Below are 13,327 nucleotides of genomic sequence, written 5' to 3'. Positions count from 1 at the left end.
GTCAGTCGTCGTCCTGCGATTCGGCGATATGGCGCAGCGCCCCGGTGTCGGTGATGCGCAGGCCGCCGCGTTTGATGGCAATGAACGAGCGGTTGCGCCAGTCGTTGAGCGTCTTGTTGACGGACTCGCGCGTGGCGCCGAGGAACTCTCCGAGTTCCGATTGCGAGATCGGAATCCAGCCGGCGCTGTCGGCCATCACCTTGGCCAGGAAGACCAGGCGTTTGGCGAGCCTCGCCTCGATGCCGAAGAAGGCCTGGTCGCCGAGTTCGCCGCTGACCCAGCGCAGCCGGGCGCACAGAAGTTCGATCATCGCGCGTGCCAGCGGTGGATTTTTCTCAATGCGATCAAAGAGTTGTGTCCTGCTGAGCGAAACCAGCTCGCAAGCGGTCAGGCAGATGGCGGTGGCGGTGCGTGGCCGCCCGTCAAGCGCGCCGATCTCGCCGACGAGGCTGCGCGACAGCTCGATATTGGCCACCAGCTTCTGCCCGCCGGGCGAATAGATCGAGATTTCCACCGTGCCGCTCATGACCCCGTAGATCCGGTCGGCGGCATCTTCCTGAACGAACAGATGCTGGCCGGCGGCGTAGCGCTCGACCTTGCAGCCGCTGAACAGGATATCGAACAGCTTTGGATCGATGCGTGCCAGGCGCGGCAGATCGTTTCTGTCGTTGGGGCCGCCAAAAGCCATGTTCCAAATTCCCAATTGCCGCAATCGGCGAAGTTTAAGGGCCGAAGTCTAAGGCAAGAGTGCACCGCGTCAAAGGCCGGCGTTCATCCCTTGCGATTACGCCTTCTAAAGGCGTGGCGCAGTGGTCGCGCCCAGTGCCTGGCTCGTGCCGGGCGGAAAGCCGTCTGCACGCGCGGCGGGAGGAGCCGCGCGTGCAGGCGCCAACTGATTAAAATGGTTAGGTGATAAAATTTCTGTAAAACCGAGCGGCCGCAATGGCCTTTCCGCCTGTTGCGATAGCTGGGCGCAAACAGCGTGAGCGTCTGTGACGGAGATCACATACGGCATCGCTGAAATAATGCGAGCGTCATACACCGCGCGAGCGACTGCGGCAAAGACATGCCGACGTTGCACTCCGGTCATCTTCGACGCGAGTTGATTTGTTTCCTTGCCTGCCAATCAGAATTGCACCAGTCTAAAATGGGGCAATACAGTTATTTACTTCGACAGAACCTTTGGGGGCGACTATGCCGGTCAGCAGAGAGCAGCGAATCCGTCGATATCTCGATCTCGTCACCGGGGGCGAGGGGACTGAATCGGTCCTCGGCAACGTGGAGACGATGGCAGGCGGCGCTCTGGAATCCCTTGCGCCTGCGGGAGCCGGCAAGACGGAGGCGGCGTTTGAATCGGCGCGCGCTGGCATGGAGAGCCTCGCGCGGGGCGCCGAAGTCGCGCCCGAGCAGCTTTCCGATCTGGAAGCCATAATCATCCCGGAGTTGCGGCCGGTCTATGACATCAAGGATGGCACCTTTACGACGCTGACTTTCGACGGCGCTCCGACACCTGGCCATTCGCTGTGGACGAAGCTTACCAGCGAGGCCGCATTGAAGCAGCGCATCGAAGCCGCCCTGCCGGCGATCGGGCGTATCGAACTGTTGTGGAACACCAATATCCCTTACGGCGGCACGGGCTTCGTCGTCGGCCGCAACCTGTTGATGACCAATCGTCATGTGGCGCAGATATTTGCGGACGGCCTTGGCGACCGCAATCTGCAATTCATCAACGGCCGCGCCGCCGGCATCGACTTCAAGCGCGATTCGGCGGCGGGAAACGTCTTCAAGATCCGCAATGTCCGGATGATCCATCCCTATTGGGACATGGCGATCCTCGAAGTCGAAGGCCTGCCCGACAACATCACGCCGCTGTCGCTCGCGGTCGCCGACGCGCGCGATATGCTGCGCCAGGAAGTCGTCGCCATCGGCTATCCCGCGTTCGACAATCGCAACGCGGTCGATGTCCAGAACGAGCTCATGCGCAATCGTTTCCAGGTCAAGCGCCTGCAACCGGGCATGCTGCAGGGCGGCTTCGATCAAAGGCGCTGCTGGCCTTCGACAACACGGCTTCGGAAATCACCGGTCCGGTGTTCGGCCACGCCATGCTGGGCGAACTCGACAATGACCTGATCCACAATTTCGCAAAGCCCGGAGAGAGCGCCATCGGCGAGCGTATCATCGTCTATGGCCGCGTGCTCGACGAGCGCGGCCAGGGCGTCTCAGGCGCGCTGCTCGAATTCTGGCAGGCCAATTCAGGCGGCCGCTACCGCCACAAGAAGGACGGCTATCTCGCGCCGCTCGATCCGAATTTCGGCGGCTGCGGCCGCACCATCACCGATGCCGATGGCGGTTATGCCTTTCGCACGGTGAAGCCAGGTCCCTATCCCTGGCCGAACGGGCCCAATGACTGGCGGCCGTCGCACATCCATTTCTCGGTGTTCGGCCACGGCTTCGCACAGCGGCTGATCACCCAGATGTATTTCGAGGGCGACCCGCTGATCTGGCGATGCCCGATCGTGCGCGGTATCCGCGACAAGGCGGCGATTGAGACGCTGGTCGCCGCGCTCGACATGCAGGCGACGATCCCGTTCGACGCGCGCGCCTACAAGTTCGACATCGTGTTGCGCGGACGCCGCGCCTCGCTGTTCGAAAACCGTCCGGAGGGCAATTGATGGCGCAATCGCTGACCCGGCTGAAGGAGAGCCCGTCGCAGACCGCCGGGCCCTACGTGCATATCGGGCTGACGCCGAATTTCGGCGGTATCGGCGGCGTCTACCCGACAGACCTGGGCGCCACGATGCTCAACGACAACGCCAAGGGCGACCGCATCGGTTTGCGCATTCGCGTGCTCGACGGCACCGGCACGCCGCTCAGGGATGCGTTGGTCGAGATCTGGCAAGCGGATGCCAATGGCTTCTACAATTCGCCGGCCGAATTGCGCGGCGATGCCGATCCGGATTTTCAGGGCTGGGGCCGTCAGCCGACCGACATGGAAACCGGCCTGTGCAGTTTTCAGACGATCAAGCCGGGACGCGTGCCGTATGGCGACGGCCGGCTGATGGCGCCGCATATCAGCCTGTGGATCGTCGCCCGCGGCATCAATATCGGCCTCCACACGCGGCTCTATTTCTCCGACGAGGCCAAGGCCAATGCCGAGGATCCGATCCTGGCCCGCATCGAGCACAAGGTGCGCGTGCCGACGCTGATCGCCGAGCGGCAAGGCGACGACTATATTTTCGACGTCCATCTCCAGGGGGAGAAGGAAACGGTCTTCTTCGACAGCTGACGGAGGAAACCAGCACATGACCGTATCGCCCTTCGACCATCCGCTGCTTTCCGGCCTGCTCGGCGACGAGGAGGCGGCTCGGCATTTTTCGGTGGATGGGGAAATCGCCGCCATGCTCGATTTCGAGCGCGCGCTGGCGCAAGCGGAAGCCGAAAGCGGGATTATCGGCACGGATGCCGCCGCGGCGATTATACCTGTCCTGTTGTCATACAAGCCGGACACCGCGCGGCTGCGGGCCGGTGTGGCGAAGGATGGCGTGATCGTGCCCGAACTGGTGCGCCAGTTGAAGGCAGCGGTCGGCGCGCCGCACGACGCCGGCGTGCATTTCGGCGCAACCAGCCAGGACGTCATCGACACTGGCCTGGTTCTTCGGCTGCGCCGGCTCATTGAACATCTCGACCTGCTGCTGACTGAAAACATTTTGCGGCTGGTGGGGCTGGAAGAACGTTTTGGCAGCCGTGCATTGACAGCGATTACGCGCATGCAGCCGGCGATCCCAATTCAGGCGTCGGACCGCGTGGCGGTGTGGCGCACGCCGCTGCAACGGCATCAGCAGAGACTCTCAGAGCAATCCAAGGGTCTGCTAGTAGTGCAATTCGGCGGCGCCGCCGGCACGCTGGAAAAGCTCGGCGACAAAGGCCCCGCAGTGCGCGCCGCCCTTGCCGCAAAGCTTGGCCTTGGCGATGCGCCGCAATGGCACAACCAGCGCGATGCGCTGGCCGAGTTCGCCGGTTTGCTGTCGCTCATCACCGGCAGCCTCGGCAAGTTCGGCCAGGACGTCGCCCTGATGGCGCAGAGCGGCACCGAGATCAAACTATCCGGCGGTGGCGGCTCATCGGCCATGCCGCACAAGCAGAATCCGGTCAAGGCCGAAGCGCTGGTGGCGCTGGCCCGCTTCAACGCCACGCAGCTTTCCGGCATGCACCAGGCGCTGGTGCATGAGCAGGAGCGCTCGGGCGCGGCCTGGACGCTGGAATGGCTGCTCTTGCCGCAAATAGCGGTTGCGACCGCGGCCGCCTTGCGGCTTGCCGCGGAACTCGCCGGACAGATTGAAAGCCTGGGACACTGATGCGCACAAAGATCGTCATTGTCGGCTCCGGACCGTCCGGGCTGCTGCTTGGCCAGCTTCTCGGCACCATTGGCGTCGAGACGGTGATCCTCGAACGTTCGAGCCGGGAGCATGTGCTTGGCCGGGTGCGGGCAGGGGTGCTCGAACAAGGCACCGTCGAGTTGCTCGAAGAGGCGGGCGCAGCTGCAAGGCTGCATGCCGAGGGCCTGCTGCATGCCGGCATCTCGCTTGCCTTCGGCGGCGGCCTGCACCGGCTCGACCTCACGGCACTGACTGGGGGAAAGCATGTCACCGTCTATGGCCAGACCGAAGTGACGCACGATCTGATGGACAAGCGCGAGGCGGCCGGGCTGACCACCGTCTATGAGGCGGCCAACGTCGCGCTGCATGGTTTCGATGGCGAGGCGCCTTACGTCACCTATAGCAAGGACGGCGTCGGCCATCGCATCGACTGCGACTTCATCGCCGGCTGCGATGGCTATCACGGCGTCAGCCGCAAATCGGCGCCTGGGCGGGCGCTGAAAACCTTCGAGCGGACCTATACCTTCGGCTGGCTCGGCGTGCTGGCCGAAGTGCCGCCGGCCGATCACGAACTGGTCTACGCCAACCATGAGCGGGGCTTTGCGCTGTGCTCGATGCGGTCGACGCATCGCAGCCGCTACTATGTGCAGGTCCCGGCTGACGAACAGGTCGACGCCTGGAGCGACGGTCGCTTCTGGGACGAATTGCGCAGTCGCCTGCCGGAACAGACCGCAGCCGCGGTCGTTACCGGCCCGTCCTTCGAAAAATCGATTGCGCCGCTGCGCTCCTTCGTCGCCGAGCCGATGCGCTTCGGCCGGCTGTTCCTGGTCGGCGACGCCGCCCATATCGTGCCGCCGACGGGCGCCAAGGGGCTCAACCTTGCCGCCAGCGACGTGCGCTATCTCTTTGCCGGGCTTCGCGAATTCTATCTGGACAAATCACCAAGCAGGCTCGACGCTTATTCAGCCAAGGCGCTGGCCAGAGTGTGGAAGGCGGTGCGCTTCTCCTGGTGGATGACGACGATGCTGCACCGCTTTCCCGATACGGGCGAGTTCGGCCAGCGCATCCAGGAAGCCGAGCTCGACTATCTCGTGCATTCGCAAGCGGCGTCGACCGCGCTGGCTGAAAACTATGTCGGTTTGCCCTATTAAGGGCGGTGCAAACTCAAACCCGTTCGAGCGCCACCGCGATGCCCTGGCCGACGCCGATGCACATGGTGGCCAGCGCATAGCGGGCGCTGCGCTCGCGCAGTTCCAGTGCCGCGGTGCCAGTGGTACGCGCGCCCGACATGCCCAAGGGATGACCAAGCGCGATGGCGCCGCCATTCGGATTAACGTGCTCCGCGTCCTCGGAGATGCCGAGTTGGCGGAGCACGGCGATGCCTTGGGAGGCGAAAGCTTCGTTGAGCTCGATGACATCGAATTGCTGCGGTGTCAGGCCGAGGCGGGCGCAGAGCTTTTGTGTCGCCGGGGCAGGGCCGATGCCCATGATGCGTGGCGCCACGCCGGCAGCAGCGCCGCCGAGGACGCGGGCGATCGGCGTCAGGCCGTATTTTTTCACAGCCGCTTCGGAGGCGATGATCAGCGCTGCCGCGCCGTCATTGACGCCGGACGCGTTGCCGGCGGTGACGGTGCCGCCCTGGCGGAACGGCGTCGGCAATTTGGCTAGCGACTCGACCGTGGTGCCGGCGCGGGGATGCTCATCCTTCGATACGATAATCGCATCGCCCTTTTTCTGTGGGATCGTCACCGGGGTAATCTCCTTCGCCAGCCGGCCATTGGCCTGTGCCGCGACGGCCTTGTCCTGGCTGCGCACGGCAAAGGCGTCCTGGTCGGCGCGCGACACTGAAAAATCCTCGGCGACGTTCTCGCCGGTCTCCGGCATGGAATCGACGCCATACTGTTTCTTCATCAGCGGGTTGATGAAACGCCAGCCGATGGTGGTGTCGTGGATCTCGGCATGGCGCGAAAAGGCGGTCTCGGCCTTGGGCATGACGAAGGGGGCGCGGCTCATCGATTCGACGCCGCCGGCGATCATCAACTCGGCTTCGCCCGCCTTGATGGCGCGGGCGGCGATGGTGAGCGCGTCCATGCCGGACCCGCAGAGGCGATTGACGGTCGAGCCTGACACTTCCTGCGGCAATCCGGCGAGCAGGAGCGACATGCGCGCGACATTGCGATTGTCCTCGCCGGCCTGGTTGGCGCAGCCATAGACGACGTCGTCGATGGCCTGCCAGTCGATGCCGGAATTGCGCTCGACCAGCGCCTTCAGCGGAATGGCGCCGAGATCGTCGGCCCGCACCGACGACAGCGAGCCGCCGAAACGGCCGATCGGGGTGCGGATGTAATCGCAGATGAATGCCTCGGTCATGTCATGCAGCCTTTTCTTTTCCGCTTCCCTCATGCGCCGCCTTGGTGCGGGCCTGCAGGTCACGCAATGTCGTCAGCTCGAGTTCCGTCGGCGCCGGCGTTTCGTCAAGCGCCTCGGCGAACTTTACGATCCAGCCGCAGCTGTCCTGCACCTGCTGCCGCGTCACGCCGGGATGCAGCGACACAACGGTGAATTCCTTGCTCATCGGGTCGGGCTTCCAGATGGCGAGGTCGGTGATCAGCAGCGTCGGTCCAGCGGTGTCGATGCCTAGGCGCTGGCGGTGATCGCCCCCATCGCCATGGCCGAAGGAGGTGAAGAAGTCGATCTTCTCGACCATGCCGCGCTTGGACTGCGCCATGGTGATGTAGATCTCCTTCGACGAGGTGGCGATCTCCGGCGCGCCGCCGCCGCCGGGCAGGCGGGTCTTGGGATGCGCATAGTCGCCGATGATGGTGGTGTTGATGTTGCCGAACTTGTCGAGCTGGGCGGCACCGAGGAAACCAATCGAAATGCGGCCGCCCTGCAGCCAGTAACGAAACATCTCCGGCACCGAGACGGTCGTGACGGCGGTGTCGCAAAGTTCGCCGTCACCGATCGACAGCGGCAAAACATCGGGCGCGGTGCCGATGGTGCCGCTTTCATAGATCAGCGTGATGTCGGGCGCATGCGTCAGCCGCGCGACGTTGCAGGCGGCCGACGGCGCGCCAATGCCGACGAAGCAGACATCGTCGTTTTTCAGGGCTCGGCTGGCGGCAATCGTCATCATCTCATTGGGAGTAAAGCCGCTCATGCCGCGCTCCTCAGATGCTTTACGCGGCCGGCGAAATCGTCCGCGGTGCGCTCGAGGACATTGGCCTGCATCCAGGCCTGGAATCTTTCACGGTCGGCGGCGATGTCGTCCCATTCGAGATAGGCGGCATTGTCGCGCACATAATAGCCGTGCGTGTAGGAGGGATGCGAACCGCCTGATACCACCGAGATCGCAGCGATGGTCCAGCGCGGCAGCACGGTGAGGTTGGGATGCAGGTCGTCGAAATTGTCGACGACTTCCTCTACCGTCACCACGGCGCGCTTGGCCGCGAGTACCGCTTCCTTCTGGATGCCGATAATGCCTTCGACCAGCACATTGCCCTTTTTGTCGGCCTTCTGAGCGTGGATGAAGGTCACGTCCGGGCGGATGGAAGGAACGGCGGCAAGCACCTCGCCGGTGAACGGGCAGGTGACCGAGCGGATGTTGGGATTAATTGCCGCCAGCCCGGCGCCGCGATAGCCGCGGAACACCGCGCAAGGCAGGCCGGCAGCTCCCGCCTCGTAGGCGTTGGCCATGCCGGCATGGCTGTGCTCCTCGATCTCGATCGACCGGGGGAAGCCGTTCTCGATGGCGTCGCGGGCGCGGCGCAGCAGGCCGACGCCGGGATTGCCGACATAGGAGAAGATGATCTTCTTGGCCATGCCCATGCCGATCATCTGGTCGTAGATCAGGTCGGGGGTCATGCGGATGAGCGTCAGGTCGCGAAAGCCCTGACGGATGGCCTCATGCGCCGCCGCCGTCGGGATCAGATGCGTGAAGCCTTCGAAGGCGACCGTATCGCCATCATGCAGGTTCTCAGCCACGGCCTGTTTGAGCGGCAGGAAATTGACCATCGCCAAGAACTCCGAAGTTCAAAAAGTTCGTATTGCGAACATTTGTTTTGTATGAGATATTTTTACATCGCGCCGCCGAGACGAGTCAAGGCGGCGCATTGTCTTGCGGAGGCCGCATGGAGGACAAGGCAAAGACGCGCGACCATGTCGGCTCGCTGGAGCGCGGCCTTGCAGTCATGGAGATACTGGCCCGGCATCCGGCCGGGATGACGCTGACCGAAATGGCGGAGGAGGCGGGGCTGACCCGCGCCGGCGCGCGTCGCTTCCTGCTGACGCTGACCGCCACCGGCTATGCCACGCAATCCGGCCGGCAGTTTTCGCTGTCGCCGCGCCTGCTCGCCATCGTGCGCTCTTGGCTCGGCGGCGCCTCGCTGTGGACATTCGCGGCATCCATCATGCGCGACGTCGCGGGCCAATTCGACGAGGCCTGTAACGCGGCGGTGCTGTCGGGCGAGGAAGTCGTCTATGTCGCGCGCATTCCTGGCCGCCGCATCCTCAGCGTTTCGCTCGATGTCGGCACCAGGCTGCCGGCGCATTGCACCTCGATGGGGCGCGTCCTGCTTGCGGGGCTGGGCGCGGATGAGCTGAAGGCCTTGCTTGCAGAGGCGAGGATCGAACGGCGCACGCCGAAGACGATCACCAGCCGCGCCGCGCTGGCCAAGGCCATCGACGCGGCGAGGGCGGATGGCTTTGCCGTCGTCGATGAAGAGCTGGAACTTGGCCTGCGCTCGATAGCGGTGCCGATCTATGACCGCGCCGGCAAGACCGTGGCGGCGATCAACGTCTCGACGCAGTCGGCGCGGTTCTCCGTCGAGGCGATGGAGCGGGATATCCTGCCAGCGCTGCGGACGGCCAAGCAACGGATTGAGGAATTTTTCTTCGTGTGAGCGCAAGGCTAATCGCCTGAGGGAAGCGCTGCCCCCGCTCTGTCTCGGAGACGGGACGCCCTGCGCGGTTAGCGTCGCCATGCGAACAAACGATGCCCGGGGCACCTCCTGAGCACAACGCATATGCGTGAATCCAAATATATCGTTGACGTCGCCCTTCAACTCCAATATCGAACAGGACTATACAGGTTTACTGAACAGGTACCCATATGAAGCGGCGCGCGGTTCAACTTTCTCCCGGCACGGGCAAGCCCGAGCAGATCGCCACCGTTCTCGAACATGAGATCCGCTCCGGCGTGCTTGGCTTCGGCGACCGCCTGCAAAGCGAGAACGAACTCGTCCAGCGCTTTTCCGTCAGCCGCAACACGGTCCGCAAGGGCCTCGAGGAGTTGTCCAGCCGTGGGCTGATCACGACTAAGGTCGGCATCGGCTCCTTCGTCACTTTCGACGGCAAGCCGGTCGATGACAGCATTGGCTGGTCGCGGGCGCTGGCCAATGCCGGCGCCAATGCCGAGACGCGGACGCTGCGGCTTGAAGTGATCGAGGATGCCGATCTTGCCGCGCTGCTTGGCATCGAAAGCCCGTTCTTCATCGCCGTCGACCGGGTGCGCACCAATGCCAGCGACGGCCATGCGATCTCCATCGAACGCAGCCGCCTGCCGCTGTCGCCCGAACTGGAGGACGTGCCGCTGCGCGGTCTGCGCGAAGGCTCGCTGCACCAGACGCTGCGCGGCGCCGGCCTCATCCCAGACCATGGCGAGGAATGGGTCGGCATCGAGATGCTGAATGCCGAAGACGCCGCCATTCTCGGCTGCCCGCAAGGCACGCCATTCCTGCGCGGACGCCGGCTGACGCGTGCGGCCGACGACCGGCCGATCGAATATGTAACCAGCCTGCTCAACCCGGCGCATTTCGCGCTGCATATGAGGTTTTGAGCGATGCCGGACAGAACCAACGACGCGCTCGATCGCGCCATGGGCGCGCTTGTCGGTGGGGCGCTCGGTGATGCGCTGGGCATGCCGACGCAGCTTCTGTCGCCGGCGCGGATCGCCGAGCTATACGGCCATGTCGAGGATTTCGTGGCGCCGTTTGCCGATCATCCGGTGTCGAAGGGGCTCGTTGCCGGCACCATCACCGACGATACCGAACAGGCGCTGCTGCTTGGTCGCATTCTGGTCCAGTCCGGCGACCGCTTCGATCATGCGCGCTGGGTGAACGCACTGCTCGACTGGGAGCGCGAGGTCAAGGCGCGCGGCAGCTATGACCTGCTGGGACCATCGACCAAGCGCGCCATCGACGCCATCAATGACGGCGTGCCGGCGGAAGAGGCGGGAAGCCGGGGCGACACCAATGGCGCGGCCATGCGCATCGCGCCGGTCGGCATCATGATGCCGCTGGAACCGCTCGACGCTTTCGTCGCCAAGGTGGCCGAAACTTGCCGTGCCACGCACAACACTTCGATCGCCATCGCTTCGGCCGCAGCAGTTGCCGCCGCCGCCAGCCACGGCGTCGCCGGTGGCGACTGGCGTGCCGCTTCCGACAGCGCGGTAGCAGCCGCGCGGCGAGGCGCCCGGCTCGGACATTGGGTGACTGGTGGCGATATCGCCGCGCGTATCGCCTGGGCGCAGGAGCTCGTGCGCGGCAAGACCATGCGGGATGCGATCGGGCTCATCACCGATCTCGTCGGCACCGGTGTGGCCAGCCAGGAGTCCGTGCCGGCAGCTTTCGCCGTGCTTGAAGTCGCGCAGGGCGATCCCTGGCAAGCGGCAATCATCAGCGCCAATCTCGGCGGCGACACCGACACGATCGGCGCGATTGCCTCAGGCATGGCCGGCGCCTGCGTCGGCTTTTCGCAACTGCCGCAACAACACATTGCCGGGCTCGTCGGCATAGATATGGGGGAGGTGCGCTCGCTTGCCGAAGACCTCGTCGCGGCGCGCACGGCAAAGGCCAGCAAGGATGCCGCGGCATGAGTGGGCGTCTGGTCCATATCGGCAGCGCCGTCGTCGACTATGTCTACCGCATCGACGCCTTGCCGGCGCCGGGCTGCGAGAAGACCGCGTCGAGCTTTGCGCAGGTCGCCGGCGGCGGCTTCAACATGATGGTCGCGGCCAGCCGCACCGGCATGACGGTGGTGTTCGGCGGCCAGCTCGGCAGCGGACCGAATGGCGATTTTTTGCGCGCCGCGTTTGCGGCCGAAGGCATCATAACGCTGACGTCGCCATCGCCGGTCATGGACAGCGGCAATTGCGTCGCCATGATCTCCGGGGATGCCGAGCGCACCTTCGTGTCGTGGCCCGGTGCGGAGAGCATTCTCAGCCTCGAGATGATGAGGCCCGTGGTGGTCGCGCCTGATGATTGGGTGTTCACGTCGGGCTATACGCTGAGCTATTCCGGCAGCCGCGACGCGCTGACCGACTGGATCGAGGCGCTGCCAGAAAACATTCCCTTCGTTTTCGATCCAACGCCGGTCATCGCGGATATCCCACGTCCTATCCTGTCGCGGGTGCTTGCCCGTACGACATGGCTGAGCTGCAACATGACGGAAGCGGTCGAGATCGCTGGGCAAGGCGATGTCGAGGCACTCGCCGCCCGGCTGCTCGCCGACCACTGCCCAAAGGCCGAAGGCGTCGTTATCCGCGCCGGCGCCAAGGGCTGTTTCGTGAGGTTGGTCAATGGCGAGACGCAGACCATTGCCGGCTTCAAGGTCGATGCCATCGACACCAATGGCGCCGGCGACACCCATATCGGCGGTTTCGTCAGTGCACTCGCGCGCGGCGTGCATCCCTTCGAGGCGGCGCGCTATGCCAATGCGGCGGCAGCACTTTCCGTCACCCGCCATGGCGGCTCATCGGCGCCGACCGACAGCGAGATCCAGACTTTCCTGAGCCAGGCCGCCACGGGCGAGCCGGGCCAGAACCAGAAGGCCCATCAGACAGCCTGACCCGCCAAGCGGGCAAACAAGAGAGGAACGAACATGCGCATGCCAAGACTGACTGCCCTGCTGACGGCGACCGCCGTCATCACCTCCGCGCTCACGCTGGCCGCCAGTGCCGCCGAAGTGCATGTGCTCAACTGGAAGGGCTACGGCGCCGACGAGCCGTGGGCGATCGAAGCCTTCGAAAAGGCGACCGGCAACAAGGTCGTCAACGACTTCTTCAATTCCGAACAGGAAATGCTGACCAAGATCCGCACCAATCCGGGCCTCTATGACGTGGTCATGATCAACGCCGCCTTCAACGGTCAGGCGATGGCGGAAAAGCTGATCCAGCCGATCGATACCTCCAAGCTGCCGAACTATGCCGACATCAGCAAGGACAAGGCGCAATCGCCGATGCTCGACCATGACGGCAAGGTCTATGGCGTGCCGTGGGTGTGGGGCCTGACGGCGCTGGCTATCAACGAAAAGTCCTTCGACAAGCCACCGACCTCGATCGCCGAAATGTGGGACCCAGCGCATAAGGGCCGGGTCGTCATTCGCGACGACGCTGTCGAAGCGGTGCAGTTCGGCGCCATCGCCACCGGCCAGAACATCAACGACATCAAGGATATGGACGCGGTCAAGACCAAGCTGACCTCGCTGATGCCGCAGATCAAGACCTTCTGGAGCTCGGAGAACGACTGGAACCAGATGGTCGCCTCCAACCAGATCGACATCGGCACCTATTGGAGCGGCTCGGCCGATCGCGCCAAGACCCACTTCAAGCTGCCGGTCTCGCTGGTCGTTCCGCAGGAAGGCGCCGTCGCCTGGCTCGACGCGTTCTCGATCCCGGTGGGCTCGAAGAATGTCGAAGGTGCGCAGGCCTTCATCAACTGGATGATCGATCCGAAATTCTATGTCGAATGGGTCACCAAGGTCGGCGCTCCGGTGTCGGCCAACACCAAGGCGGTGGAAGCGCTGCCTGAAGACTCCTTCAACCGCAAGGTGATGGGCGATCCCGAGGTGGCCAAGCGCATCCAGTTCCAGGCGCCGATCACCGACGCGCAGCGCGAGGCCTATCTGGCGCTGTGGCAGCAGCTCAAAGTCGACGTGAAGTAACGCTCACGTCC

At 64.2% G+C, this 13,327-nt stretch carries 13 protein-coding genes and 1 pseudogene; 10 read left to right on the top strand and 4 right to left on the bottom strand.

Annotated features, from left to right (window positions below; translation table 11 throughout):
• Position 1: 1 nt before the first annotated feature.
• Positions 2 to 688 carry a Crp/Fnr family transcriptional regulator gene (locus tag NKL06_RS31405; RefSeq protein ID WP_023682508.1) on the bottom strand — a complete coding sequence of 229 codons (687 nt, stop codon included), beginning with the start codon at positions 686 to 688 and terminating at the stop codon, positions 2 to 4.
• 506 nt (positions 689 to 1,194) lie between these two features.
• Here NKL06_RS31405 and NKL06_RS31400 point away from each other — a divergent pair.
• The 5 genes and pseudogenes from NKL06_RS31400 to pobA all read left to right on the top strand — a co-directional run bounded on the left by NKL06_RS31400 (position 1,195) and on the right by pobA (position 5,527).
• Complete coding sequence (locus tag NKL06_RS31400) at positions 1,195 to 2,130, top strand: trypsin-like serine peptidase (protein WP_352581532.1); 936 nt, start codon at positions 1,195 to 1,197, stop codon at positions 2,128 to 2,130.
• Positions 2,028 to 2,672, top strand: a pseudogene (gene pcaH / locus NKL06_RS31395) (protocatechuate 3,4-dioxygenase subunit beta); the annotation flags it as partial. The gene NKL06_RS31400 and the pseudogene pcaH, both read left to right, overlap by 103 nt.
• Positions 2,672 to 3,286: a protocatechuate 3,4-dioxygenase subunit alpha gene (pcaG, locus tag NKL06_RS31390; protein ID WP_023690757.1), complete on the top strand. Its 615-nt coding sequence runs from the start codon at positions 2,672 to 2,674 to the stop codon at positions 3,284 to 3,286. The pseudogene pcaH and the gene pcaG, both read left to right, overlap by 1 nt.
• Before the next feature lie 16 nt (positions 3,287 to 3,302).
• Positions 3,303 to 4,355 (top strand): 3-carboxy-cis,cis-muconate cycloisomerase, encoded by a 1,053-nt coding sequence (locus NKL06_RS31385; RefSeq protein WP_023690758.1) that lies wholly within the window; start codon positions 3,303 to 3,305, stop codon positions 4,353 to 4,355.
• Complete coding sequence (gene pobA / locus NKL06_RS31380; protein ID WP_023690759.1) at positions 4,355 to 5,527, top strand: 4-hydroxybenzoate 3-monooxygenase; 1,173 nt, start codon at positions 4,355 to 4,357, stop codon at positions 5,525 to 5,527. Before NKL06_RS31385 ends, pobA begins: the two co-directional genes overlap by 1 nt.
• Before the next feature lie 13 nt (positions 5,528 to 5,540).
• Here pobA and pcaF read toward each other — a convergent pair whose 3' ends face one another.
• Genes pcaF through NKL06_RS31365 form a run of 3 tightly spaced genes read right to left on the bottom strand, consistent with a single transcriptional unit; the run spans position 5,541 to position 8,390 of the window.
• A complete protein-coding gene (pcaF, locus tag NKL06_RS31375; protein WP_023690760.1) occupies positions 5,541 to 6,746 on the bottom strand; it encodes a 3-oxoadipyl-CoA thiolase in 1,206 nt (401 codons plus the stop codon).
• A 1-nt stretch (position 6,747) separates the two neighbouring features.
• Complete coding sequence (locus NKL06_RS31370) at positions 6,748 to 7,536, bottom strand: CoA-transferase subunit beta (RefSeq protein ID WP_023690761.1); 789 nt, start codon at positions 7,534 to 7,536, stop codon at positions 6,748 to 6,750.
• The gene (locus NKL06_RS31365) at positions 7,533 to 8,390 is read right to left on the bottom strand and encodes a CoA transferase subunit A (RefSeq protein WP_023690762.1); all 858 of its coding nucleotides are present in this window, start codon (positions 8,388 to 8,390) and stop codon (positions 7,533 to 7,535) included. Before NKL06_RS31365 ends, NKL06_RS31370 begins: the two co-directional genes overlap by 4 nt.
• A 116-nt stretch (positions 8,391 to 8,506) precedes the next feature.
• On the opposite strand from NKL06_RS31365, the gene NKL06_RS31360 reads away from it, so the two are divergent.
• From NKL06_RS31360 to NKL06_RS31340, 5 genes are all read left to right on the top strand, one after another.
• Positions 8,507 to 9,277: an IclR family transcriptional regulator domain-containing protein gene (locus tag NKL06_RS31360; protein WP_023690763.1), complete on the top strand. Its 771-nt coding sequence runs from the start codon at positions 8,507 to 8,509 to the stop codon at positions 9,275 to 9,277.
• A 209-nt stretch (positions 9,278 to 9,486) separates the two neighbouring features.
• Positions 9,487 to 10,212 carry a GntR family transcriptional regulator gene (locus tag NKL06_RS31355; RefSeq protein ID WP_023687928.1) on the top strand — a complete coding sequence of 242 codons (726 nt, stop codon included), beginning with the start codon at positions 9,487 to 9,489 and terminating at the stop codon, positions 10,210 to 10,212.
• A 3-nt stretch (positions 10,213 to 10,215) separates the two neighbouring features.
• Positions 10,216 to 11,250 (top strand): ADP-ribosylglycohydrolase family protein, encoded by a 1,035-nt coding sequence (locus tag NKL06_RS31350; protein ID WP_023690764.1) that lies wholly within the window; start codon positions 10,216 to 10,218, stop codon positions 11,248 to 11,250.
• Positions 11,247 to 12,221, top strand: coding sequence for a PfkB family carbohydrate kinase (locus NKL06_RS31345; RefSeq protein ID WP_023690765.1), 975 nt, complete (start codon positions 11,247 to 11,249; stop codon positions 12,219 to 12,221). The genes NKL06_RS31350 and NKL06_RS31345 overlap by 4 nt, the downstream gene beginning before the upstream one ends.
• A 33-nt stretch (positions 12,222 to 12,254) precedes the next feature.
• Entirely contained in the window at positions 12,255 to 13,316 is a 1,062-nt protein-coding gene (locus NKL06_RS31340; RefSeq protein ID WP_023690766.1) for an ABC transporter substrate-binding protein, read from the top strand.
• Positions 13,317 to 13,327: the final 11 nt, after the last annotated feature.

Source organism: Mesorhizobium sp. C268A, from assembly GCF_040324475.1.
GTDB lineage: Bacteria > Pseudomonadota > Alphaproteobacteria > Rhizobiales > Rhizobiaceae > Mesorhizobium.
The sequence above is the reverse complement of the archived record's forward strand: the minus strand, read 5'-3'. Positions and strand labels throughout refer to the sequence as shown.